Here is a 25,449-nt window from a genome sequence, read left to right as displayed (position 1 = left end):
ATGTATTTGATCAACGGCCAACTGCACGCCGACCTTGCCCTCGATACCGCCCTGAATGCTCTGCACCAGGCCTTGCCGCGCTTGCTGATGAGCCCTGTCGACAGTGACACCGTCGTGGCCTCGGCCGCACGCTTTGCCCGGCAACTGCAAACGGGCGAGCTCGACTTCGGCCTGGAGGACGATCAACGCCTGGCACTGATCGATTTCTGCCAGCCTGAGCATCTGAATCCCAAACTGGAGCGCGAACTGGGTGTACAACCACGCTCCCTGCGGCGCATCGACTACCGGCAACCGCGCTTCGAAAGCTGGCACCCGCTGGGGCTGGTGGTACACATCACGCCGGCCAATGCGCCGATGCTCGCCTTTTGTGCGGTCCTGGAAAGCCTGCTGGCCGGCAACGTCAACTGGTTGCGCCCCAGTTCCAGCGACCAAGGGCTGACAGCACGCCTGCTGGAGGCCCTCGGCCGGTGTGACAGCAGTGGCCGGCTGGCCGACTTTATCGCGGTGCTGCCCGTGACGACCGCAGACATCGCACGCCTCTGCACCCGGGCCGATGCCGTGGCGGCGTGGGGCGGCGAAACCGCGCTCAAGGCGATTCGCAGCCAAGTGCCCATCGGCTGTCGCTGGATCGACTGGGGGCACCGCATCAGCTTCGCTTATCTGTCACCGGAAGCGGCACAACCGGACGCACTGGATGCCCTGGTGGACGAAGTCTGTCGCCTCGATCAACAAGCCTGTTCCAGCCCGCAATGGGTGCTGGTGGACAGCGATGACCCGGCCATCCTGCACGACATGGGCATGCGCCTGACCGAGGCGTTCAAACGTCGCAACGCGCACTGGCCGGCGCTGGTCCCGTCCGACCAGGAAGCCTCGGAAATCACCATCCGCTGCGCCATGGCGCGCCTGGAACAATGCTTTGCCGGGCACACCGGTGAGGTCTGGAGCGAAGCGGGTTGGCGGGTCATCTGGGAGCATCATCAAACCCTCGCCCCCTCCCCGCTGTTTCGGACCCTGCTGCTCAAACCGGTGCCCCAGGCGCTGCTTGCCGAAACCCTGCTGCCCTGGCGCACCGTGCTGCAAAGCTGCGCCTTGATTTGCCCGCCGGCACACACACCGGAGTTGGTGCGAACCCTGGTCAACGCCGGCGTCACGCGCATTGCGCCAGCGGGCGCGATCCACGACGGCTATGCCGGCGAGCCCCACGATGGCGTGTACGCGCTGGCCCGCCTGAGCCGCCGCCTCTCGGTGAGCCTGCCCGCTGATGTGCTAAGCAGCCATGCGTGCCTCGACGCACTGCCCGCCGCCGTGGACACCACGGGTTTGGCGATCATGGACAAACACGCCTTCCAGGCCCAGCCCATCGCCCCGTCGGCGCAACTGTTCTTTCGCTCCGGCGGCAGCAGCGGCACCCCGGCGCTGGCCGGTTTCAGCTACCGCGACTTTCAGCGGCAAATGCGTGCAGCAGCCGATGGGCTATTCGCCGCCGGGCTTGATCCGGCGCAGGACCGGGTGATGAACCTCTTCTATGGCGGCAGTCTTTACGGCGGGCTTTCCAGTTCCTCCTGGATTCTGCGATTGATGGACATCACGCATTTGCCCATGGGCGCGCCGCATGACGATAACTTCAGCGAAATCGCCCGATTGATCGTGCAGCAAAACGTCAACGTGCTGCTCGGCATGCCGAGCACCCTGCACCGGCTGTTTCTCAACGAACAGAAAACCCTGCGAGCCTATGGGGGTATCCGCAAGGTGTTTCTCGCTGGCGAGCATCTCGGATTGGCCAGTCGTCAATTGATGGAAAGCTGCAGCGTGTCGACGATTCGCTCGGCGATCTACGGTTCGGTGGACGCCGGCCCCCTGGGCCATGCCTGCGCGGCGACCAGCGATGGCGTCTTTCACTTGATGTGCGATACCCAGCATCTGGAAATCGTTGACCTGGAACAGGATATGCCCGCCCAGGACGGTCAGGTCGGACGCCTGCTGTTCACCTCGCGAGCCCGCCACAGTCAGACCGTGCGCCGCTACGAAGTGGGCGACACCGGGCGCTGGGTGCCTGGGCACTGTCCCTGCGGACTGAGTTCGCCACGGTTCCAATTGCTGGAGCGCCATGGGCAATTGTTGCGAGTCGGTACCGTATTCGTTTCGCCTTCACACCTGGCCCACTGCGCAGGCGTGCCCATTCAAATGGTGCTCGACCATGGGCCCGACGGGTGCGAGCGCCTGGTGGTGCATGCCGAGGGCGAGGCGCAACAGGTTCGCGCCCGATTGGTGTCCGACCCGGCACTTGAAACGGCCCTTGTCGGCGCACTGCTGATCCTTGAAGTTAATACCTGCGCCGCCACTCAATTTGAACGAAACCGCCACAGCGGCAAGACCCCGTTAGTTATCGACCAACGCAAACAACAATAAATATTATTTATTAACCGTAGATTAAAACCTGAAAAAGGAATTCCAGTGAAAGAACTATTGACCCTCGAACAACTGGTGCAATACGTACGTGAACATTCGCGTTTTTATCATCAGCACCTCAAACACTTACCGTTACAGGGATTCACCACAAACGATATTCCCTTGATCGACGCAAACAACTATTGGGCAGGCAGCCATGACTTGAAACAGTGGCCGGTGCTGACGGCGCCGGTCGACAACGCGCTGCTGTTTAAGACTGGAGGCACCACCAGCCAGGGTAAATTGACGGTTTACACCCACGAAGAATGGCGAACCCTGGTCACGGCTTTCGGTGACAGCCTGTCGTCGCAATTGAACAATGGCGACCGGGTCGCCAATCTGTTTTTTGCCGGGGACCTTTGCGCCAGTTTTCTGTTTATCCACGAGTCACTGACCCATGTGCGGGTGTCGATCAGCGAGTTTCCCTTTGCCGGCAACGTCGATTTCCGGGAGCTGACAGCGGCGATTGGCGACCACCGGATCAATGTGCTGGCGGCCGGGCCGGCATATTTGCTCAAATATGCGGCGTATCTGGCAGAGCATGGGCACGTGTTGAGTGGCGTCGACACCCTGCTCTACGGCGGTGAAAGCGTGTTTGCCAGCCAACTGCCGATCTTCGCCAGGGTCTTCCCCAATGCCCGCGTCGCCTCCATCGGTTATGCCAGTGTCGATGCCGGGCTGCTCGGGGCCAGCGACCGAGACTGTGCGCTGGGTGAACATCGGGTGTTCGACCAGCACACCGTGCTCGAGATCATCGACGAGTTCAGCGGCGACATCATTGATGAGTGCGACCGTATGGGCCTGTTGGTGGTGACCAATCTGAATCGCCGGTTGATGCCGCTGCTGCGCTACCCGGTCGGTGATCGCGCCTGCTGGCTTGAGCCCGCGGGTACGCCAAGGCGTAAATTCGCCCTCAAGGGCCGCAGCGTCCACAGTCGGCGGGTGCGCGTGGGGGTGATGTCGCTGCTGACCGACGAGATACACCACATCGTCCAGCGCGTCACCCACAGCGAGCAGTGGCAGTTGCGGATCGAACGGGTGGGCCACAAGGACCTGTTGAGCGTGCATTGGGTCCCCGAAGACGGCGCCCACGCCATCGAAGCGCCGAGCCAGGCGTTGCGCCTGGCACTCATGGCCCACTACCCCGCCATCGACAGCCTGAACAAAGACGGTTTGCTGGATTTCCAGGTCCGCCCTTGTGCCGTTACTGACCTGGCGTTGCATCCGCGCTCGGGCAAACAACTGCGTGTCCTGGATTTGCGCGAGTACACGCCCGCGCCGGAGACCAGGCCATGAGTCAGCTGATTTTCCGCCCCTTCCGGCCTTCCGATGCCGCGGCGGTCAGCGGGCTTTTTCGACAGGTGTACGGCCAACACTACGTGCAGCCGGATGTGTATCTGCCGACGTTGATCACCCAGCACAACCACGACGGGCGCTGGCAATCCATGCTCGCGGTGGACGGCTCGCAGGTCCTCGGGCACGCGGCGTTATGCCGGGACAAGCACCCGACCGACATCGCCGAACTGGCCCTCAGCGTCGTCCACCCGCAGGCGCGCGGACAGAACATCGCCACGCGCCTGGGCCGTGAATTGCTGGAACACTCCCGTGCGGCCGGGGGTCGTTGTGTCCTGATCAAACAGGTCACCCACCACCCTTACACCCAACGCATGGCGCAAACGCTGGGGTTCCATTGCACCGGGTTGCTGCCGGACTACGTGCCGTCGCCCTTCGCCGAAGCCTTGCCGGAAAGCGTCGTCGTCGGCGTCCATCCGCTCGCCGGGCGCAGCTGCCCGCTGCCCGACATCGCGTGGCCGCCAAGCTGCCGAGGGTTCATGCAGCATCTGGGTTCGCTGTTCGGCAGCGACCCGTTTGTGCCGGACTACCTGTCGCGGCCCCTGCAGATGAAGCAGCATCACCAGAGGGTGGATGTTGTCATCGAACGCCTGGACAAACGCCTGCTCGATCAGCTGACGGAATTGCCCTGGAACTGGCTGATTTCGGTCCGGCTGGCCCTGTCATCGCGCTTTGCCGAGGATGTCGAACGCTTGAACAGCAAGGGCTTCGTCTTCACCGGGGTGATGCCTGCACCTGATCAGGCGCGATGGCTCGCCCTGTTTCATCGCGGCGCCCGGTCACGCGCGCTGGACCTGCACTGCTTGCACATGCAACACCTGCATCACACGCTGCAACGCTCAACGGACCCCGACGCCGATCGTTCAGCGGCCTGAATCATCTCGGTAAAAAGGCTGGCCAGGTTGCGCGCAGAGTTCAACCAGCCAGTCGACAAACACCCGCACCCGCCGGGATAACTGGCGGTGTGGCGGGTACAGCGCCGTCAACGGCATGCCCGGTGGCGGCGCGTCCCTGAGCACCTCGCACAGGCGCCCTTCCTCCAATTGCCGCGCCACGTGGTAGTACGGAGCCTGGACCAATCCATACCCGGCCTCGCACGCGGCCATGTAACCATCGGCGCTGTTGACCGAAATCCGCTTCGGCAGATTGACCGGTTGCACCTGCCCCTCGACCACAAACTCCAGCCCGAAGCGCGTGCCCGTGGTCGCGGAGAAATACTCCACCATCTGATGACCTTGCAGCTGCGAGGTGTTCAGGGGTACGCCGTGACGCCGCAAGTAGTCGGGGCTGGCGCAGGTCACCTGATCGAGCGTGACCAGCGGCCGCGCCACCAGTGAGTCATCCAGCGGTGAACCGCCACGCAGCACACAGTCCACGCCTTCGCGAATCAGGTCCACCGTGCGGTCGTTCAAGCTGATTTCCAGCTCGATCAACGGGTACCTGTCGGTGAATTGCGCCAGTGCCGGAATCACGATCAGCCGCCCGATCCCCGCTGGCATGTCCACCCGCAGCAAGCCTTTGGGGTTGTGCCGGGCGGCGGAAAACACCGCTTCGGTTTCCTCAAGATCCGCCAGCAAACGCACGCATCGCGGGTAATACGCCGCGCCGTCTAGGGTCAGGCTGACTTGCCGGGTGGTGCGCTGCAGCAGTTGCACCCCCAGGTGGGCCTCCAGTTGCTTGATCAGAATGGTCACCGAGGCCCGGGGCATTTGCAGGCTGTCCGCCGCTTTGGCAAAGCCGCCCGACTCGACGATCCGGGTAAACACGCGCATGGCGTTGAGACGGTCCATGGTTCTGCTGCACCTGCCGATTATTTAGAAATAGCGAATAGTGATAGCAGTTTTAGCCGGTTTATCTGCTTTGTGTCGAGGTGAACAATGGCGGCTCACCATTCAAGGAGCTGATCTCATGCAAACACGTCAATTGGGCAAGAACGGACCACAGGTAAGCGCCATCGGTCTGGGCTGCATGGGCATGACCGATTTCTACACCACCGGCACCGACACCCGCGAAGCCACCGCCACCCTGCACCGGGCGCTGGAACTGGGGATCAACCTGCTCGACACCGCCGACATGTACGGCCCGCACACCAATGAAGAACTGATCGGCAAAGCCATTGCCGGCAAGCGTGACCAAGTGTTCCTGGCCAGCAAGTTCGGGATCGTGCGCGACCCGGCCAACCCGACCGCGCGGGGTGTCGATGGCCGCCCCGAGTACATCCGCCAATCGATCGACGGCACGTTGAAACGCCTGGGCGTCGACACCCTGGACTTGTACTACCAGCACCGGATCGACCCGCAAGTGGCCATTGAGGAAACCGTCGGCGCCATGGCCGACCTGGTGCAAGCCGGCAAGGTGCGTTACCTGGGTTTGAGCGAGGCCTCGGCCGCCACGCTGGAACGGGCGCACAAGGTGCATCCGATCAGCGCGTTGCAAAGTGAATTCTCGTTGTGGAGCCGCGATCAGGAAGACAACGGCTGCCTGGCGGCATGCCAGCGTCTTGGCATTGCGTTTGTGCCCTACAGCCCGCTCGGTCGTGGTTTTTTGACCGGCGCGCTCAAAAGCCCGGACGACTTTGCCGCGGATGACTACCGCCGCTTCAGCCCACGTTTTCAAGGGGAGAATTTCGCGAAAAACCTGCTGCTGGTGCAGCAAGTCCAGGCGCTGGCGGCGGATAAGGGCGTGACCGCCGGGCAACTGGCGTTGGCCTGGGTCCTGGCGCAAGGCGACTACCTGATCCCGATTCCCGGGACCAAGCAACGTAAATACCTGGAGGAAAATGTGGCGGCACTGGAGGTGAAACTGAGCAACAGCGAGTTGCAGGCGCTGGAAGCGATCTTCCCGGCCGAGGCCACCGCCGGCTTGCGTTACCCCGAAGAGGTGATGAAGTTGCTCGACCGCTGAACAGCCGTCCTCTGACCCGGTGCGGGTCGGGTCAGAGGATGACGCCTTACTTCTTCTTGACCGGGCCGTTGGTTTCGCCGTAGGTCTTGAGGTTTTGCAGGGCGTAAATGGCTTTCTTGTATTCGGGCACCAGGTAGTTGGCGTACTTGTTGCCCTTCAGGTTATTGCTCTGGATGGTGTCCAGTTGGATGGCAAAGTATTCCAGGGCATTGAATTTCGCGTCCACGTCCTTCGGCACGCCAAATTTATCGAACTCGTTTCCCGCGTTCAGCAGCGTCAGCGCCGTCACATCGCTGATGATGCCGTTCTGCTTGAGAAAGGTGCTCATGTTGCCGAGCTGCTTGACCGAAACGTTTTCCGGGTCGAAGCCCTTGACCTGCTTCCACATCGACATGGAATCCATCTTTGCCTTGTCGAGCGACAACGGGTTGGTGCCCACCTGACTCAAAATCTCTCGCGCCTTGACGCTTTGGCTCAGTGGCTTGGCATTGACCGAACCCTGTCGAACAAATACGCCGGCCTTCGCCGTCCAGTTGCCGACCAGACCAATCGTCATGACCGAACTCCTGCCAGCGTGAGAAGAGAGGAATGTCCTTGCGACGGGAACATAAAAAATCCTTGTTTAACCGAGATGAATGCGGGGAAGTATCGGCGCGACGAGGACGTCCACCTACAAATATTTCTACTTTTTACAATTTTCGTACATTTACGATACAAACCACCAAGTGCCCAGTTTCATTGGCCTATATGAACTTTAAAAGTTTGCTGTAGCCGATCGATCGTCTGTCATAACTGCCGATGTAGCCGGTTTGTACCGTTTACGATACGCGCCTTTTGCGCACCGTCCGTCCCTCGATCCGTTTTCTTGCACGCGCGTACTAAAGCTCGCCCCCAGCGCGCCGATAAGTCCTGGATAGCCTTATTTTTCAAACCCGAACTCCCCAACAATAAGAACGCAGCACAAGGACCGGTCCCATGCCCGCATTCCGTACCATTCAGGCTCGCTACACGCTGTTTCTGGTCCTGTTCATCCTGCTGCTTTCCGTGCTCACGGTCGTGGGCATCAGCCAGTTGGTCGCGCCGAAGCTGCGCCACACCGAAGAACAGGTAGCCCTCAATCGCATTGCCGAAGTCGCCGAGCAGATCCAGGGCGAACTGAACAAGGTGCAATCCCAGCAACGCAGCATCACCCAGACCATTCCCCTGCTCGACAGCGCCGCCATCGATACCGTGCTGCCCGGCCTGGTGGATCAGTACGGCGAGCTGAAGGTGTTTGGCGGCGGGATCTGGCCATTGCCAGGCCAGCGCGAAGCGGGACGCAACAAGTTCAGCACCTTCTGGCACCGCGACAGCTCCGGCAAACTGGCGGTCAACACCTTCTGGAACAGCGACGCCGCGCCCAACTATTACGACCAGACCTGGTACAAGGGCGGCATGGCCACCCCGCGCGGCCAGTGCGCCTGGGCCGCCGCCTATAAAGATGACGCCAGTGCCGAGCCGCGCACCAACTGCGCCATGGCCATCCAGAAAAACGGCGTGGCCTACGGCGTGTCGACCATCGACGTGACCCTGGGCTTCTTCAACGACCTGATCGCGCGCAAGGAAAAAGACCTCGGCGCCGAAATGCTGATCGTCGAAGCCGACGGCAAAATCATCAGCAACAGCTCGCGCATCAGCGGGCCGGTCGTGCTGAAGAACATCAGTGAGCTGGCCGGCGGCTCGCCGTTCGCCAGCCAGGTCAAGGCCGGTCTGCCTAACCGCGACAAAGCCCAGCGCGTCGAATTTGACAACAACGGCGAAGCCAGTACCTTCTTCATGCGCCCGATCGAAGGCACGCCGTGGTTCCTCGCCACCGCCCTGCCGACCAAGCTGATCACCGCCCAGCGTGACGATGTCCTGAACACCCTGAGCCTGTTGCAGATTCCGATGGTGATCCTGCTGGTGCTGCTGCAGATCTACGCGATCCGCCAGTTGATCAACCGCATGAAAATCCTCAAGGCCAACATCGACGCGCTGTCGGCTGGCGATGCTGACTTGACCAAGCGCATCACTATCCGCGCCGAAGACGAATTGGGGGCCATCGGCCACTCGGTCAACGCTTTCATCATCTACTTGCAGAACATGATCGGCGAAGTGACCCAGGCCACCGGCGCCATGGCCTCGAGCCTGGACAACCTGCAACGGACTTCGGCGCACACCAGCCAGATCCTGGTGCGTCACGCCTCGGAAACCGATCAGACCGTCACCGCCATCACTGAAATGAGTTCCACCGCCGACAGCGTGGCGCAGAACGCCGCCGAAACCGCATCGTTCACCCAGCGCGCCAGCGAACACGCGGATCGCTCGCGGGTGGTGGTGGGTGAAGCCTCCAGCAGCGTGGTGGCGTTGATTGAAGAAGTGGCCAGCGCCACCCATAAAGTCGAAAACATGCAGCAAGACGCGCAGCGCATCACCGAGATTCTCGGGGTGATCGGCGCGATTGCCGGGCAAACCAACCTGCTGGCGCTCAACGCGGCGATTGAAGCAGCACGTGCCGGTGAACAAGGTCGTGGCTTTGCGGTGGTGGCCGATGAAGTCCGCGCCCTCGCCGCCCGCACCCAGGCCAGCACCTCGGAAATCAACGAAATGCTCAAGCGCCTGACCCAAGGCGTGAGTTCCTCGGTGGCGGCCATGGAAAACACCCAGGCCAGTTGCCAGTCCGCCGCCGATGCGACGGCACGGGTCAACTCCGGCCTGGATGAAATGGCCGGCTCCGTCAGCCACATCAACAGCCTCAGCACCCAGATCGCCACCGCCGCCGAACAGCAAAGCGCCGTGACCGAAGAGATCAACCGCAGCATGGTGCAAATCCGCCACATGGTGGATGAACTGGTGAAAAGCGGTCACGCCAGCGAGCTGAACACCCAGCAGTTGCTGGAAGCCAATAGCCGCGTGAGTTCGATCATGGGGCGCTTCAAAGTCCGCTAGTCAACACACGCCCTGTAGGAGCAAAGCTTGCTCGCGAAAGCGCCGGTACATCCAACAATGATGTTGGCTGACACGACGCCATCGCGAGCAAGCTTTGCTCCTACAGGGGCAGCGTCACGCCAGAATATGCCTACAGGTAACGCCGCCTTTTCCAGCCTTGCGCCGGTTGACTGCCCTGCCCGCTCTCCCTATCCTCACGCCCGTCACGACTCATTCGTGATCGGGTTTGACGGCTCGGCGGTTTTAAGGTGCGCATTGTTCTCCAACTTTGCTCGTGCACTCGTGTGCTCGACACAAAGCTTTATGGTGACTGTGCGCGGGGCACTTTCGAGTGCGCCGGGTACCTTAGACCGGTCCGTCAACCTGCGCACAGTTGCCACCCATTCGTTTGACGGCGATCTTGTGGCAGCTCTTGATGACTAAGGAGCTACAACAATGACCCACGCAACCACAAAATCCACCCCCTTCGCCCCCTGCGATCACACCGACCACCACCTCTTCGCCGTACAACCCGACATCCCCCTGCTCGATGCCCTGGAACACGCCTCAATCTTCCTCAGCGGCGCCGAAGCCCTCGCCCACCAAGCCCCCAACGCCACCCGCCCGGAACATATCGCGACCCTGCGCTGGGCCAGCAAGCACCTGCTCGATACTGCCCGTTCGCTGGTACAAGCCTCAATCGATGGTTTACACGCCGCGCAAGCGGGAGGTGAGGCATGAATCCGCATATGCCGATGACCAGCAATGAATCCGACACCCCGGTGTTGCTGGTGGCCACGCAGGCGCCGTTGGACGTTTTGCACTGCCAGGCCGCCGCGCGGTTTCTGGCGGGGACGCAGATGATGGAGAGTCTGGCCAGCCTTGATATCAGTCAGGCCAAGGGCGCCGATGTGCAGCAATTGGCGCTGGCGGCGGCGCTGTTGTTGAGGGATGGGTGTGATGTGATGGATGTGTTGGGGCGTCGGATTCGGGCTCGGGTGTAATTGCCGGGTTTGAGGCCAGCCGTTAGGGCCTCTTCGCGGGCAAGCCTCGCTCCTACACGGGGGATCGTCGTACACAACATCTGTGTTCACCGCCGATCCCTGTAGGAGCGAGGCTTGCCCGCGAAGGCGGTTTCACATTCAGCAGGGATGTTGGCTGACACGCCGCCTTCGCGAGCAAGCTTCGCTCCTGCAGGATTGGTGTCGTTTTCGTATTAATTCGAAACACTCTCCCCCCGCGTTCCTGGCTAAAGTCGTCAAAATGCCTCTTTTTTTGACCGCCACCCGAGTCGAGACCTTCCCATGCGAACCCACCTGCGTCTGCTCGCCCTGAGCGCCCTGTTTCTCTCCTGCCTGGCCCAGGCCGCCGACCTGGTCCCCATCGAAGTGCACCGCGATGCGAATTGCGGCTGCTGCAAGAAATGGATCAGCCACCTGGAAGCCAACGGCTTCAAGGTCGAGGATCACGTCGAAGCCGATATGAGCACGTTCAAGCAACAGCACGGCGTGCCGCCCCGCCTGGCGTCGTGTCATACCGCGTTGATCAACGGCAAGTTCGTCGAAGGCCATGTGCCGGCCGAGCAAGTGCTGGCGCTGAGCAAGCGTGCTGATCTGCTGGGGGTGGCGGCGCCGGGTATGCCCATGGGCTCGCCCGGCATGGAAATGGATGGCATGAGCGACGCCTATCAAGTCATCGGCCTGAAAAAGGACGGGACGGACACGGTGGTGGCGGACTATCCCGCCCATTGATGTCCGGCGCTTATATCGGGTTGTTCCTGGCGGCGTTCGGTGCCGCGACGCTGTTGCCGTTGCAGTCCGAAGCGGTGCTGGTGGGGCTGTTGCTCAGCGACCAGTATTGGCTGTGGTCGCTGCTGGCGGTCGCGACCCTGGGCAATGTCCTTGGCTCGCTGGTCAATTGGTGGCTGGGCCGTGGCATCGAGCGCTTTCGCGAGCGACGCTGGTTTCCCGTCAGCCCGCGGCATCTTGAAACAGCCCGAAAACATTATCAGCGCTACGGCCATTGGTCGTTGTTGCTCAGTTGGGTGCCGGTGATCGGTGATCCGCTGACGCTGGTGGCGGGCGTCCTGCGCGAGCCGCTGGGGCGTTTCCTGTTGATCGTGACCCTCGCCAAGGGCGCCCGTTACGCCGTGCTGGCCCTGGCAACCCTGGGCTGGATGAGTTGAACGATCGGGGTCGCTGATTGCCTGTGTTTAATGTCGCCCTAATCATGCGCTTCCAGCATCCGTGAATTTCCCATGGAGTAAACCTATGTCCCCTTCCCGCTGGCTGCCCAGCCTGCTGCTGACCGCCGCACTGCCCGTCCTGGCCCATGCCGAAGGCCCGGCGTATGGCCCGCAGCTGCAAGGTTTCGACTACCCCTACACGGTCAAGCACTTTGCCTTTCAATCCCAAGGCAAATCCCTGCAGATGGGTTACATGGACGTCGCCGCCCATGGCAAGGCCAACGGGCGCAGCGTGGTGCTGCTGCACGGCAAGAACTTCTGCGGCGCCACGTGGGACAGTTCGATCAAGGCCCTGAGCGAGGCCGGTTACCGGGTGATCGCCCCGGACCAGATCGGTTTCTGCACTTCCAGCAAACCGGACAATTACCAATACACGTTCCAGCAACTGGCGACCAACACCCAGCAGTTGCTCAAGGCGCTGGGCATTCAGAAAGCCACGTTGCTGGGGCACTCCACCGGCGGCATGCTCGCCACCCGTTATGCCCTGCAATACCCGGAACAGGTCGAACAACTGGCGTTGGTCAACCCGATTGGCCTGGAAGACTGGAAAGCCCTTGGCGTGCCGTATCGCACCGTCGATCAATGGAATGAGCGAGAGCTGAAAGTCAGCGCCGAGAGCATCCGCGAGTACGAACGCAGCACCTATTACGCCGGGCACTGGAAGCCTGAGTTCGACCGTTGGGTCGACATGCTCGCCGGCTTGAGCAAAGGTCCGGGCAAGGCCCAGGTGGCATGGAACTCGGCGCTGATCTACGACATGATCTTCACCCAACCGGTGTACTACGAGTTCAAGGACTTGAAGGTGCCGACGCTGTTGCTGATCGGCACTTCCGACACCACCGCCATCGGCAAGGACATCGCGCCCCCGGCGGTCAAGGCGAAAATTGGTCACTATGAAGTGCTTGGCAAGCAGGTGGCCCAGCTGATTCCCCAATCGACGCTGATCGAATTCCCCGGCCTGGGCCACGCACCACAGATGGAAGAACCGGCGAAATTCCACCAGGCCCTGCTGGGCTGGCTAAGCAAATACAACCCTGTTCGCGGATGAGGTAAGGCTGATGGCAGTGCAGATTGCGGTGATCGATGACTGGCAGGACGTGGCCAGCGGCGTGGTGGACTGGTCAGTGCTCGACAGCATCGGCGACGTCAGTTTTATCCACGACTACCCAGCCGACAACGACACCTTGGCCGAACGCCTGGGCGGGTTCGAGGTGATCTGCGTGATGCGCGAACGCACGCGGTTCGACGAAGACCTGCTGCGCCGTTTGCCGAAACTGAAGTTGCTGGTCACTGGCGGCATGCGCAACGCCGCCCTGGACCTGAAAGCCGCCGCCGCGCTGGGAATTCAGGTCAGCGGCACCGACAGCTACAAACACGCGGCGCCGGAACTGACCTGGGCACTGATCATGGCCGCCACCCGCAACCTCGTCGCCGAAGCCAACGCCCTGCGCGCCGGCCTTTGGCAACAAGGCCTGGGCGGCAATCTGCATGGCAAGACCCTGGCGATTCTCGGCCTGGGCAGCATCGGCCAGCGCGTGGCGCAATTCGGCCAGGTGTTCGGCATGCGGGTGATCGCCTGGAGCGAAAACCTCACGACCGAACGGGCTGCCGAGGTTGGCGTGACCTATGTGAGCAAGCAGGAGTTGTTCGAACAGGCCGATGTGCTATCGGTGCATTTGGTGCTCAGCGACCGCAGTCGCGGGATCGTCGACGCTCAGGCGCTGGACTGGATGAAACCCACCGCGCTGCTGGTCAACACCGCGCGCGGGCCGATTGTTGATGAAGCGGCGCTGATCAAGGCGTTGCAGAAAAATCGGCTGGCGGGGGCGGCGCTGGATGTGTTCGATGTGGAGCCGTTGCCCGCATTGCATCCGTTCAGGACGCTACCCAATGTGCTGGCCACGCCCCATGTCGGGTATGTCAGCCGACAGAATTACCAGCAGTTTTTTTCGCAGATGATTGAAGACATTCAGGGTTGGGCGGCAGGGGCGCCGGTTCGGTTGTTGACGTAAGACCGCGTTATCGTTTTTCGCGGGCAAGCCTCGCTCCTACAGGGCGAGGCTTGCCCGCGAAGAGGCCCTCACATTCACCACACCTCTGAAAAACCTTGCGCACCGCAATGGTGCAAAACCTCTTTCCCCCTCGCACACCCATGTGACTTGCGCGTGACATTTTGGCCCGCCATTCCAAAAAAACATGCCCTTCGTCGGTGCGTTTACCCTCCGTATCTGCACGTCCGTACCTCTTTAAACCGATTGTCGAACAATTTTGCCATTTGGTCCGTGCCGCTCTAAGTTCTGGCCTAGACTGATTTTCGCGGGTTGAAACCGGTCGGTCACAAAGCGGAAAAATAGTCGAAACTTTTGCCTGTCGTGCAGAGTCCTCTCTAAGACAGGTGCGTTCCGACTGGTGCAATCCTTGCAGTAACCCTTGTATGAGCCGCTCCACCCTTTGTGCTTTAGCGTATTGGGCAGCCCTTGCTCCTCGATGCGTAGCGCGTTTGCGCCCGGCCACAGGATTTGGCCACGAACACCGTTTGTGCCAGGCCTAGAATTAGATCAACAACACGGGAGATTCATATGATCAGTGCGGCTTTAGATATTCAGGGAGAACGTGCTCATCAGCAGGTCGGCGAATCGAGCGCCGTGAATGCCCCCAGCAGCAAGGTCATCAGCGTTCCCAAGACCCTTGCACCGGTGGCCAGTCAGAACCCGAACAAGAAAAAGGTTTTGTTTGTCACCTCGGAAATCGCCGATCTGGTGAAGACCGGCGGTCTGGGCGACGTCTCCGCGGCACTGCCCCGGGCCATGGCTCATTTGCACGACGTGCGTGTGCTGATCCCCGGTTACCCGCAAGTGCTGCACAACGAAAACCCGATCCACATCATTGGTGAACTCGGCGGTCATGCCGCATTGCCGCCCTGCAAGATCGGGCGCATGGACATGCCCGACGGCCTGGTCATTTACGTGTTGATCTGCCCCGAGCTCTACGAGCGCGAAGGCTCGCCCTACGGCGCCAATAACGGTCGCGACTGGCCGGACAACCACATTCGCTTCGCCCGCCTGGGCCTGGCCGCTGCCGATATCGCCGCCAACCTCGCACAAATCCACTGGTGCCCGGACCTGGTGCACGCCCATGACTGGCCGGCCGGCCTGGCCCCTGCCTACATGCACTGGCGTGGACAACGCACTCCAACGCTCTTCACGATCCATAACCTCGCCTACCAAGGCGTGACCAGCCTCGGCTCTTGCCCGGAACTGGGTATTCCGATGCACGCGTTGCAACAAGAAGGCATGGAGTTCTACGGCAAGATGTCGTTCCTCAAGGCCGGCATGGCCTATTCGAGCCATATCACCACGGTCAGCGCCACCTACGCCCAGGAAATCACCACGCCAGCCTTTGGCTGCGGCCTCGACGGTTTTCTCGCCGCCAAGACCCAGCAAGGCCTGCTCAGCGGGATTCCCAACGGCATTGATGAGAGCTGGGATGCGGCCACCGACCCACACCTGTTCTGCCCGTTCACCATCGGCGACTGGGACGGCAAAGCCGTCAACGCCGCCCATGTCCGTGAGTTGTTCGGTCTTGAAGATTCCGAAGGTCCGCTGTTCGCCGTCGTGTCGCGCCTGGTCTACCAGAAAGGCCTCGACCTGACGGAAGCCGTAGCCGACTTCATCGTCGAAAACGGCGGGCAGATCGCAATCATCGGCCGTGGCGAGCCGGAAGAAGAACAAGCCATGCGCGAATTGGCGCTGCGCTTCCCCGGTCAAGTGGGTGTGCGCATCGGCTTCAACGAAACCGACGCCCGCCGCATGTTCGCCGGCAGCGATTTCCTGCTGATGCCGTCGCGTTACGAACCTTGCGGCCTGAGCCAGATGTACGCCCAGCGCTTCGGCTCATTGCCGGTGGCACGCAACACGGGCGGCCTGGCCGACACCATTGAAAACGGTGTGACCGGGTTCCTGTTCGACGAATCCACCGTCGAAAGTTACCGCGAAGCCGTGGGCCGTGCGTTCAAGGTGTTCGCTTTCCCCGATCTGCTCAACGCCATGCGCTGCCGTGCCATGGCCGCACCGTTCAACTGGTGCAAGGCGGTCGAACCCTACGCCGAACTCTACGAACAACTGGTGGCTAAAGCCTTGGGTAAATCGGGCCACAAATAAGAAGAGGTTTTCAAAGATGCCGTTACGGACCCTTGAGACCTGGCCCCACGGCGCAATCATGCTGGACGCAGAGCACACGCGTTTTGCCTTGTGGGCGCCAGATGCGTTCGACGTCAGTGTCGAACTGGATGATGGACAATCCATACCGCTGCAACCCCAGGCCGATGGCTGGTTTGTGATTCAGACCCGCTGCCCGGCCGGCACGCGATACCGCTACAACATCGATGGCGAACAGGAGGTGCCCGACCCGGCCTCCCGCGCCCAGGCCGGGGACCTCGACCGCCACAGCGTGGTGGTCGACCCCCTCGCCTACCACTGGCAACACAACGACTGGCAAGGTCGGCCGTGGCATGAGGCGGTGATCTACGAATTGCACGTCGGCACGCTCGGCGGCTTCAGCGCGGTCGAGCAGCACCTGGCGCGCCTGGTCGAACTGGGCGTCACCGCGATCGAACTGATGCCATTGGCGCAATTCCCCGGCGAGCGCAATTGGGGCTACGACGGGGTCCTGCCCTACGCGCCCCAGGCCTCATACGGTTCCCCCGAACAACTCAAGCACCTGATCGACACGGCCCACGGCCATGGCCTGGCGGTGATTCTCGACGTGGTCTACAACCACTTCGGCCCCGACGGCAATTACCTGCATCGCTACGCCAAGGGTTTCTTCCGCGAAGACAAACACACGCCGTGGGGCGCGGCCATCGACTTCCGCCGCCGCGAGGTGCGTGACTTTTTTATCGAAAACGCGCTGATGTGGCTGCAGGAATACCGCTTCGACGGCTTGCGCCTGGACGCGGTGCACGCCATCGAAGACCCGGACTTCCTCCAGGAACTGGCGCAACGGGTACGCCGCCAGACCGCGCCGGGTCGGCACGTCTGGCTGAACCTGGAAAACGAACACAACCAGGCCAGCCTGCTGGAGCAAGGCTTCGACGCGCAGTGGAACGACGACGGGCACAACGCCCTGCATGTGCTGCTGACCGGCGAAACCGACGCCTATTACGCCGACTACGCCGAAAACCCCACCGAGCAACTGGCGCGCTGCCTGAGCGAAGGCTTTGTGTTCCAGGGCCACATCAATCGCCACGGTGAAGCGCGGGGCGAGCCCAGCGGTCACTTGCCGCCGAGCGCGTTCGTGCTGTTTTTGCAGAACCACGACCAGATCGGCAACCGCGCCTTTGGCGAACGCTTGCATCAACTGGCGCCGACCGATGCATTGAAAGCGGCGACTGCGTTGCTGCTGCTGTCCCCGATGATCCCGCTGATGTTCATGGGCGACGAGTTCGCCGCCGCGCAACCCTTCCTGTTTTTCACCAGCCATCACGGTGAACTGGCGGAACTGGTGCGCGAGGGGCGGCGTAATGAATTTGCGGCGTTCAGCGCGTTCAAGGATCCGCACAAACGGGAAAAGATCCCCGACCCGAACGCGCCCGACACCTTTGAGGCGTCACAGCCGCGCCCGGCGGATGAGCCAGCGCAACAGGCCATTCACGACCTGTATCGGCACCTGCTGAAACTGCGCCATGAGCACATCGTTGCGCACCTGCCCGGCGCCCGCGCCTTGGGCGCTGAGGTGCTGGGCGCCGGTGCCGTGTCCGCGCGCTGGCGCCTGGGCAACGGCAACCTGCTGCGTATTGACCTGAACCTCAGCGACACGCCTGTGGTCCACCCTCCACAGGCCGATGCGTTGCTGTTGTTCGAACACCCGCCCGCATCCGACCTGCTGAATCAGAGCAGCCTCGCCCCATTTAGCGTGCTCGTCAGCCTCACGGCTGCAAACCCTTTGCTACCTGATGGAGAGCGCCTATGAGCGATGCGCAACTGGAAATACTGGCCAGCCGAGCTGGCCTGGCGGTCGATTGGATCGACGCCAATGGCCGTCCACAGAAAGTCGCCCCGGCCGTGCTGCGCGCGGTGCTGATCGGGCTCGGCCACCCGGCCAGCACGGCCCAGGAAATCGACGCCAGCCTCCTGCAATTGCAAGAGTTCCAGCAAACCCGGCACTTGCCGCCGCTGATCACCGCGGATTTCGGCAAAGGCCTCGACCTGGCGCGCTATTTCGAGCCTGAAACGCCGTGCGAAGTGCACCTGGAAGACGGTTCGCGCCTGCACCTCAAACTCGATGCCGAAGCAGTCCTGCCCGGCTTGATCCCGGTCGGCTATCAGCACGTCAGCATCGACGGCCAATCCTTCACGTTGGCCGTGGCCCCGGAACGCTGCTACAGCGTCGGCGACGCGGTCGACAGTCCGATCCCGCGCACCTGGGGCCTGAGCGTGCAGCTCTATTCCCTGCGTCGTCCCGGCGATGGCGGCTTTGGCGATACCCAGGCGTTGGAAGAGCTGGCCCGAGTGGCCGGCGAACGCGGTGCCGAAGCGTTGGCGATCAGCCCGATGCACGCGATGTTCAGCAGCGACACCCATCGCTACAGCCCGTATTCACCGTCCAGCCGTTTGTTCCTCAACAGCCTTTATGCCGCGCCGGGGGCGATCCTCGGCGAGCGCGCCCTGCGTGATGCAATTGACGCCACCGGGCTGGCCGAGCAACTGCAAGCACTCGAAGCCCTGCCGCTGATCAACTGGCCGGTGGCCGCTGAAGCCAAACACCGGTTGTTGCAGGCGCTCTACGAAGGCTTCGTCCAGGGCGAACACCCTTTGCACGAAGACTTCAGCAGCTTCCGCCACGCCGGCGGCGAAGCCCTGGAAAACCACTGCCGTTTCGAGGCGATCCAGGAAGCCCGCGCCGCTCGCGGTGAAGACCTGGACTGGCGGCACTGGCCGCAGGAATGGCAGGACCCGCGCAGCACCGCGCTGGCCGACTTTGCCGAAGAAAACGCCGGCCGCATCGGCTTCTTCGCCTTCTGCCAATGGTTGATCGACCGTTGCCTGGCCCGTGCGCAAACCGCTGCAATCAGCGCCGGCATGGGCATTGGCCTGGTGGCGGACCTCGCAGTCGGCGCCGATGGCGGTGGCAGCCAGGCCTGGAGTCGTCAGGACGAATTGCTCGCCTCGCTGACCGTCGGCGCACCGCCGGACATCCTCAACCGTACCGGCCAAGGCTGGGGCATTTCCGCGTTTTCCCCGGAAGGCCTGGTGCGTAACGGCTTTCGCGCGTTCATCGAAATGCTTCGGGCCAACTTCGCCCACGCCGGTGGCCTGCGCATCGACCATGTGATGGGCCTGCAACGTTTGTGGGTGATCCCCAACGACGCACCGCCGGCCGATGGCGCCTACCTGTATTACCCGGTGGACGACCTGCTGCGTCTGCTGACCCTCGAATCCCATCGACATCAGGCAATCGTGCTCGGCGAAGACCTGGGCACGGTGGCCGACGGCCTGCGGGAAAAACTCATCGCCCGCTCGATCCTCGGCATGCGCGTGCTGTTGTTTGAACAGGACAACACCCACTTCAAGTCGATCCTCGACTGGCCGGACAACGCCCTGGCGACCACCAGCACCCATGACTTGCCGACACTCAACGGCTGGTGGCACGGGCATGACATCGACTGGAATGCGCGCCTCGGCCTGGTGGATGCCCCAGGTGAGATCGAGTGGCGCCATCACCGCGAACGCGAGCGCGAAGGCTTGCGCCGGGTCTTGAGTGAAGATCCGCAGAACTTTCGCGAAGAGTCCCACGAATCCGATCAGGTGCTCGACGCTGCCATCCGGTTCCTCGGCCACACCCGTGCGCCGCTGGTGCTGCTGCCGCTGGAAGATGCCCTGGGCATCGAACAGCAAGCCAACCTGCCGGGCACCACCGATTCGCACCCGAACTGGTCGCGACGCCTGCGCGGCGGCAGTGAAGCCTTGCTCGATGACCCGGACGCCGCCCGGCGCCTGGAACTGCTCGCCTGCGCGCGACTTCAGGCGGCCGAGCGTGACCAATGAATCAAGCCCTCATTCAGCCGCTGCGCGCGACCCTGCGCCTGCAATTTCATAAAGGGTTCACCCTGGACGATGCGGTGCCGCTGGTGCCGTACTTCGCCCGCCTGGGCATCAGCCATGTCTACGCCTCGCCGCTGCTCAGCGCCCGCGCCGGATCGATGCATGGCTACGACGTGGTGGACCCGACCACGGTCAACCCGGAACTCGGCGGTGAAGCGGCGTTGCGCCGTTTGGTCGCGGCCCTGCGCGAGCAGAAAATGGGGCTGATCCTCGACATCGTCTCCAATCACATGGCCGTCGGCGGCGGCGACAACCCGTGGTGGCTGGACTTGCTGGAATGGGGACGCCTGAGTCCCTACGGTGAGTTTTTCGACATCCAGTGGCATTCGCCGGACCCATTGATGGAAGGCCAATTGTTGCTGCCGTTCTTGGGCAGCGACTACGGCGTGGCGTTGCAGGACGGCACCCTGCCCCTGCGCTTCGATGCCGGGCGCGGCGAGTTTTTCGTCGAGCACTACGACCATCACTTTCCAATCTGCCCGACCTGGTACGGCGAGCTGCTCAAGCCCAGCGAGCAACTGAACGCCGAACAGACCGAACAACTGAAATTCCTCAGCGACCGTTTTGCGGCGCTGAGCTTTCAGACCGACGCCCACAGCCTGGCGATTCCCCTGCAAGAGGAACTGCGCGAGTTGGCGGGCGACCCGGCGATCCTGCACGCCCTCCAACAGCAGATCAGCACCTATGACTCGCTGACACCAGAAGGCTTCCACAACCTGCACAACCTGCTGGAGCGCCAGAGTTATCGGCTGGCCAGTTGGCGCACGGCGGCGGATGACATCAACTGGCGGCGCTTTTTCGATGTCAACGAACTCGGCGGTTTGCGCGTTGAGCGCCCGGCCGTGTTCGAAGCCACCCACGCAAAAATCTTCGAGCTGATCACCGAAGGCCTGGTGGACGGCTTGCGCATTGACCACATCGACGGCCTCGCCGACCCACGGGGTTATTGCCGCAAACTGCGCCGCCGGGTCGACAGCCTGTCGCCAGAGCGGCACTTGCCGATCTACGTCGAAAAGATCCTCGGCGAAGGCGAAACCCTGCACCGCGACTGGTCGGTGGACGGCACCACCGGTTACGAATTCATGAACCAGTTGTCGCTGCTGCAACACGACCCGGCCGGCGCTGAAACCCTGGGCGAGTTGTGGAACCGTCACAGCGAGCGCCCCGCCGAATTCATCCAGGAAGCACGACTGGCACGCCAGCAGATCCTCAATGGCTCGCTAGCCGGGGATTTCGAAAGCGTCGCCCAAGCGCTGTTGCAAGTGGCCCGGGATGACGTGATGACCCGCGACCTGACCCTCGGCGCGATCCGCCGGGCCTTGCAGGAATTGATCGTGCATTTCCCGGTGTACCGCACCTACATCAGCCCCCGTGGCCGCTCGGCCGAGGACGATGTGTTTTTCCAGCAAGCCATGGACGGTGCGCGGCTGACGCTGAGCGAGGCCGACTGGCCGGTGCTCGATTGCCTGGCCGGCTGGCTTGGCGGCGAGCCTTGGCGCAAGCGCCCGATGGGCCGCCAGCGCAAGATCCTCAAGCATGCCTGCGTACGCTTTCAGCAGCTGACGTCGCCGGCGGCGGCCAAGGCTGTGGAAGACACCGCGTTCTATCGCTCGGCGGTGTTGCTGTCACGCAATGACGTGGGCTTCAGCACCGAGCAGTTCAGTGCGCTGGTCAGCGACTTCCATGCGGTGTGCCGCAGTCGCCTCGACACCTTCCCGAACAATCTGCTGGCCACCGCGACCCACGACCACAAACGCGGGGAAGACACCCGGGCGCGGCTCGCGGTGTTGAGTGAGCGCAGCACGTGGTACGCCGAACAGGTCGAGCACTGGCGGGAAATGGCGCGAGCACTGCGCAGCGATGACAGCGCGCCGTCGCCGGGTGACGAGTTGATTCTGTATCAGGCGATTCTCGGCAGTTGGCCGCTGGAACTGCGCAGCAACGATCAACCAGCCCTGGCGGACTACGCCAAACGCCTGTGGCAGTGGCAGCAAAAAGCCCTGCGCGAAGCCAAGCTGCAAAGCAGTTGGAGCGCGCCGAACGACGCTTACGAGCAAGCCACCGAAGCCTTTCTCAACCGGCTGTTGCTGAGCGCTGAAGGACAGGCATTGCGCACCGCCCTCGCTGAAGCGGCGCAGGCCATTGCCGCACCCGGTGCGTTGAATGGTTTGGCGCAAACCTTGCTGCGCATGACCGTGCCGGGGGTGCCGGACCTCTATCAGGGCAACGACTTCTGGGACTTTACCCTGGTCGATCCGGACAACCGCCGACCCGTGGATTACCCGGCCCGTGAACAGGCGTTGCAGGCACCGTTCGAACTGCCGCCGTTGCTGACGAACTGGCGTGACGGGCGCATCAAGCAGCGCCTGATCGCCACGACATTGCAGCGCCGGGCCGAGCACGCCGAGCTGTTCCGTCAAGGGGCCTATCATGCCCTTGAAGTGGTCGGCAGCGAGGCGCATCGGGTGTTGGCGTTTGCTCGCCAGCACGCACACACCTGGGCCATCGTGATCGTGCCGATCCGCTGTGCCGGGCTGCTGGAAAACAGTGCCGAACCTCAGGTTGGCGCGCCGCAGTGGGGCGATACCCGGGTCAAATTACCGTTCGCCGCCCCGGACCAAAACCTGAAGGGACTTTTTTCCACCGTAGCAGTCACAAACCACAGGGAGCTGAATATCAGCGCCGCGCTGGGGGATTTCCCGGTCAATCTCTTTATTCAAACTATCGACACTTGAGTTCAGTTCAGGAGCATTGCGATGAGTACCGAAGATAAACGCGTTCGCGAATTTGCCTATCAAATCTGGGAGTCCGAAGGCAAGCCCGAAGGCCAGGAAGAACGTCATTGGGAGATGGCGCGCAAACTGGCTGAAGCGGAAGCCCTGGCACCCAAGAAATCGTCGAAAGCAGCCGCCGGCAAGACCCCGGCTGCCAGCAAGGCTAACGGCAAGGCGCCAGCAGCGAAGGCCAAAGCCAAACCGGCTGCGGCGGCAAAAGTAACCCCGCCAGGGGAAAAAGCTGCCGAGAAGAAACCACGTACCGCGAAAAAACCACCTGCGGTCTGACGTTTCACGCTTTTGAACTGACTGATCCCGTGGCGGGTTCGCTCGCCACTGTGGGCGCGTTCGCCCGCAAAAAAACCGGAACGCCACCGTTCCCCGTAGGCGCTGCCGAAGGCTGCGATCTTTTGACTTTAAAAAGCAAGATCAAAAGATCGCAGCCTTCGGCAGCGCCTACGTATCAAGACCGACGGGCATTACACCGTTTATGTCACCCCTATTTGCAGGAGCATCTATGACCAATCCAAAGAAAGCCGCGCCAGAACCTCATGCCGAGGCCTCGCGAATCCGTGAAGGTTTGCCCTTCCCGCTGGGCGCGACCTGGGATGGCCTGGGGGTCAACTTTGCGCTGTTTTCCGCCAACGCTACCAAGGTCGAGCTGTGCATCTTCGACGATGCCGGCGAAGTCGAACTGGAGCGCATCGAGCTGCCGGAATACACCGACGAGATCTACCACGGCTACCTGCCTGACGCCCATCCGGGGCTGATCTACGGCTACCGTGTCTACGGTCCGTACGACCCGGCCAACGGCCATCGTTTCAACCACAACAAATTGCTGATCGACCCCTACGCCAAGCAATTGGTCGGTGAGCTGAAATGGTCGGAAGCGCTGTTCGGCTACACCATCGGCCATAAAGACGCCGACCTCAGCTTCGACGAACGCGACAGCGCGCCGTTCGTGCCCAAGTGCAAAGTCATCGACCCGGCCCACACCTGGGGCCACGACCATCGGGTCAGCATTCCGTGGGACAAAACGATCATTTATGAGACTCACGTGCGCGGCATCAGCATGCGTCACCCTTCCGTCCCCGAGAACGTGCGTGGCACCTTCGCCGGGTTGATGGTCGATGACGTGCTCGAACACATCCGCAAGCTCGGCGTGTCGACCGTGGAATTGCTGCCGATCCACGCCTTCGTCAACGACCAGCATCTCTTGCACAAAGGCATGACCAATTACTGGGGCTACAACAGCATCGCCTTCTTCGCCCCGGACCCGCGCTACCTGGCCAGCGGCAAGATCGCCGAGTTCAAGGAGATGGTCGCGCACCTGCACGAAGCGAATCTGGAAGTGATCCTCGACGTGGTCTACAACCACACCGCCGAGGGCAACGAACAAGGCCCGACCCTGTCGATGCGCGGCATCGACAACGCCTCGTACTACCGCTTGATGCCCGACGACAAGCGCTTCTACATCAACGATTCCGGGACCGGCAACACCCTGGATCTGAGTCACCCGTGCGTGCTGCAAATGGTCACCGACTCGTTGCGCTACTGGGCCACGGAAATGCACGTGGACGGTTTCCGCTTCGACCTGGCGACCATTCTCGGGCGTTATCACGACGGTTTCGACGAGCGCCACAGCTTCCTCGTCGCCTGCCGCCAGGACCCGGTGTTGCGCCAGGTGAAAATGATCGCCGAGCCCTGGGACTGCGGCCCCGGTGGTTATCAGGTCGGTGGCTTCCCACCGGGCTGGGTCGAGTGGAACGACAAATTCCGCGACACCGTGCGCGCGTTCTGGAAAGGCGACGACGGGCAACTGGCGGACTTCGCCAGCCGCATGACCGCGTCCGGCGAAATGTTCAACCAGCGCGGACGTCGGCCATACGCCTCGGTGAATTTCATCACCGCCCACGACGGTTTCACCCTCAACGACCTGGTGTCGTACAACGACAAGCACAACGAGGCCAACGACGAAAACAATCAGGACGGCAGCAACAACAATCTGTCGTGGAACCACGGCGTCGAAGGCCCGACCGACGATCCCGAGATCAACGAACTGCGCCAGCGCCAGATGCGCAACTTCTTTGCCACGCTGCTGCTGTCCCAAGGCACGCCGATGCTGGTGGCCGGCGACGAATTCGCCCGCACCCAGGACGGCAACAACAACGCCTATTGCCAGGACAGCGACATCGGCTGGGTCAATTGGGACCTGAGCGATGACGGCAAGGCCCTGCTCAAGTTCGTCAAACGCCTGATCAAGTTGCGCCTGGCCTATCCGATCCTGCGCCGTGGTCGTTTCCTGGTGGGTAATTACAACGAGGACATCGGCGTCAAGGACGTGACCTGGCTGGCCCCGGACGGCAGCGAGATGAGCACCGAACAATGGCAGGAAGCCCACGGTCGTTGCCTGGGCATGCTGCTCGACGGTCGCGCTCAGGAAACCGGGATCCGCCGCAAGGGTGGCGACGCGACGCTACTGTTGGTGGTCAACGCCCACCACGACATCGTCAACTTCACCTTGCCCGAAGTGCCGGACGGCGGTCACTGGACCTGCATGATCGATACGAATCAACCGTCGATTCGCGGTCAGGAACGCTTCGATTTCGGTCATGAATATTCGGTCACCGGCCGTTCGCTGCTGCTGTTTGAATTGCAGCATGAGGAAGATGAGTGA

The 25,449-nt window shown here is 62.0% G+C and carries 19 protein-coding genes; 17 read left to right on the top strand and 2 right to left on the bottom strand.

The window, feature by feature from the left end; translation table 11 throughout:
- Genes ACZ89E_RS05935 through ACZ89E_RS05925 form a run of 3 tightly spaced genes read left to right on the top strand, consistent with a single transcriptional unit; the run spans nt 1 to nt 4,676 of the window.
- Complete coding sequence (locus ACZ89E_RS05935) at nt 1-2,409, top strand: acyl-CoA reductase (RefSeq protein ID WP_476255103.1); 2,409 nt, start codon at nt 1-3, stop codon at nt 2,407-2,409.
- Nucleotides 2,410-2,454: 45 nt separating this feature from the next.
- Nucleotides 2,455-3,744, top strand: coding sequence for a phenylacetate--CoA ligase family protein (locus ACZ89E_RS05930; RefSeq protein ID WP_476255102.1), 1,290 nt, complete (start codon nt 2,455-2,457; stop codon nt 3,742-3,744).
- On the top strand, nt 3,741-4,676 hold the full coding sequence (locus tag ACZ89E_RS05925; protein ID WP_476255101.1) for a GNAT family N-acetyltransferase: 936 nt from the start codon (nt 3,741-3,743) through the stop codon (nt 4,674-4,676). Before ACZ89E_RS05930 ends, ACZ89E_RS05925 begins: the two co-directional genes overlap by 4 nt.
- Here ACZ89E_RS05925 and ACZ89E_RS05920 read toward each other — a convergent pair.
- A complete protein-coding gene (locus ACZ89E_RS05920) occupies nt 4,665-5,591 on the bottom strand; it encodes a LysR family transcriptional regulator (protein ID WP_476255100.1) in 927 nt (308 codons plus the stop codon). The two genes, ACZ89E_RS05925 and ACZ89E_RS05920, sit on opposite strands and share 12 nt — an antisense overlap.
- Nucleotides 5,592-5,709: 118 nt before the next feature.
- Between ACZ89E_RS05920 and ACZ89E_RS05915 the strand changes: the two genes are divergently transcribed.
- Nucleotides 5,710-6,705 (top strand): aldo/keto reductase, encoded by a 996-nt coding sequence (locus ACZ89E_RS05915; RefSeq protein ID WP_476255099.1) that lies wholly within the window; start codon nt 5,710-5,712, stop codon nt 6,703-6,705.
- A 46-nt stretch (nt 6,706-6,751) separates the two neighbouring features.
- Here ACZ89E_RS05915 and ACZ89E_RS05910 read toward each other — a convergent pair whose 3' ends face one another.
- On the bottom strand, nt 6,752-7,261 hold the full coding sequence (locus ACZ89E_RS05910; RefSeq protein WP_149661449.1) for a hypothetical protein: 510 nt from the start codon (nt 7,259-7,261) through the stop codon (nt 6,752-6,754).
- A 419-nt stretch (nt 7,262-7,680) separates the two neighbouring features.
- Between ACZ89E_RS05910 and ACZ89E_RS05905 the strand changes: the two genes are divergently transcribed.
- The 13 genes from ACZ89E_RS05905 to glgX all read left to right on the top strand — a co-directional run bounded on the left by ACZ89E_RS05905 (nt 7,681) and on the right by glgX (nt 25,449).
- Entirely contained in the window at nt 7,681-9,672 is a 1,992-nt protein-coding gene (locus tag ACZ89E_RS05905; protein ID WP_476255098.1) for a methyl-accepting chemotaxis protein, read from the top strand.
- Between the two features lie 435 nt (nt 9,673-10,107).
- Nucleotides 10,108-10,392 carry a DUF3077 domain-containing protein gene (locus ACZ89E_RS05900; protein WP_149658722.1) on the top strand — a complete coding sequence of 95 codons (285 nt, stop codon included), beginning with the start codon at nt 10,108-10,110 and terminating at the stop codon, nt 10,390-10,392.
- The gene (locus tag ACZ89E_RS05895) at nt 10,389-10,655 is read left to right on the top strand and encodes a short-chain dehydrogenase (protein WP_149661451.1); all 267 of its coding nucleotides are present in this window, start codon (nt 10,389-10,391) and stop codon (nt 10,653-10,655) included. The genes ACZ89E_RS05900 and ACZ89E_RS05895 overlap by 4 nt, the downstream gene beginning before the upstream one ends.
- Nucleotides 10,656-10,955: 300 nt before the next feature.
- Nucleotides 10,956-11,402, top strand: a complete 447-nt coding sequence (locus ACZ89E_RS05890; protein WP_476255097.1) for a DUF411 domain-containing protein — start codon at nt 10,956-10,958, stop codon at nt 11,400-11,402.
- On the top strand, nt 11,402-11,836 hold the full coding sequence (locus tag ACZ89E_RS05885; RefSeq protein WP_149661453.1) for a YqaA family protein: 435 nt from the start codon (nt 11,402-11,404) through the stop codon (nt 11,834-11,836). Before ACZ89E_RS05890 ends, ACZ89E_RS05885 begins: the two co-directional genes overlap by 1 nt.
- 85 nt (nt 11,837-11,921) lie before the next feature.
- Nucleotides 11,922-12,944, top strand: coding sequence for an alpha/beta fold hydrolase (locus tag ACZ89E_RS05880; RefSeq protein WP_476255096.1), 1,023 nt, complete (start codon nt 11,922-11,924; stop codon nt 12,942-12,944).
- Between the two features lie 10 nt (nt 12,945-12,954).
- Nucleotides 12,955-13,908 carry a D-2-hydroxyacid dehydrogenase family protein gene (locus ACZ89E_RS05875; protein ID WP_476255095.1) on the top strand — a complete coding sequence of 318 codons (954 nt, stop codon included), beginning with the start codon at nt 12,955-12,957 and terminating at the stop codon, nt 13,906-13,908.
- A 567-nt stretch (nt 13,909-14,475) separates the two neighbouring features.
- Nucleotides 14,476-16,056 carry a glycogen synthase GlgA gene (gene glgA / locus ACZ89E_RS05870; RefSeq protein WP_476255094.1) on the top strand — a complete coding sequence of 527 codons (1,581 nt, stop codon included), beginning with the start codon at nt 14,476-14,478 and terminating at the stop codon, nt 16,054-16,056.
- A 16-nt stretch (nt 16,057-16,072) separates the two neighbouring features.
- Nucleotides 16,073-17,866: a malto-oligosyltrehalose trehalohydrolase gene (gene treZ, locus ACZ89E_RS05865; protein ID WP_476255093.1), complete on the top strand. Its 1,794-nt coding sequence runs from the start codon at nt 16,073-16,075 to the stop codon at nt 17,864-17,866.
- Entirely contained in the window at nt 17,863-19,941 is a 2,079-nt protein-coding gene (gene malQ / locus ACZ89E_RS05860) for a 4-alpha-glucanotransferase (RefSeq protein WP_476255092.1), read from the top strand. The genes treZ and malQ overlap by 4 nt, the downstream gene beginning before the upstream one ends.
- Complete coding sequence (locus tag ACZ89E_RS05855) at nt 19,938-22,733, top strand: malto-oligosyltrehalose synthase (RefSeq protein ID WP_476255091.1); 2,796 nt, start codon at nt 19,938-19,940, stop codon at nt 22,731-22,733. The genes malQ and ACZ89E_RS05855 overlap by 4 nt, the downstream gene beginning before the upstream one ends.
- A gap of 21 nt (nt 22,734-22,754) precedes the next feature.
- Nucleotides 22,755-23,060, top strand: a complete 306-nt coding sequence (locus tag ACZ89E_RS05850) for a DUF2934 domain-containing protein (protein ID WP_476255090.1) — start codon at nt 22,755-22,757, stop codon at nt 23,058-23,060.
- 229 nt (nt 23,061-23,289) lie between these two features.
- Nucleotides 23,290-25,449, top strand: coding sequence for a glycogen debranching protein GlgX (gene glgX, locus ACZ89E_RS05845; protein ID WP_476255089.1), 2,160 nt, complete (start codon nt 23,290-23,292; stop codon nt 25,447-25,449).

The sequence above is a fragment of the Pseudomonas sp. TE3899 genome (genome assembly GCF_056279105.1).
This window is presented reverse-complemented; position numbering and strand designations above follow the sequence as displayed.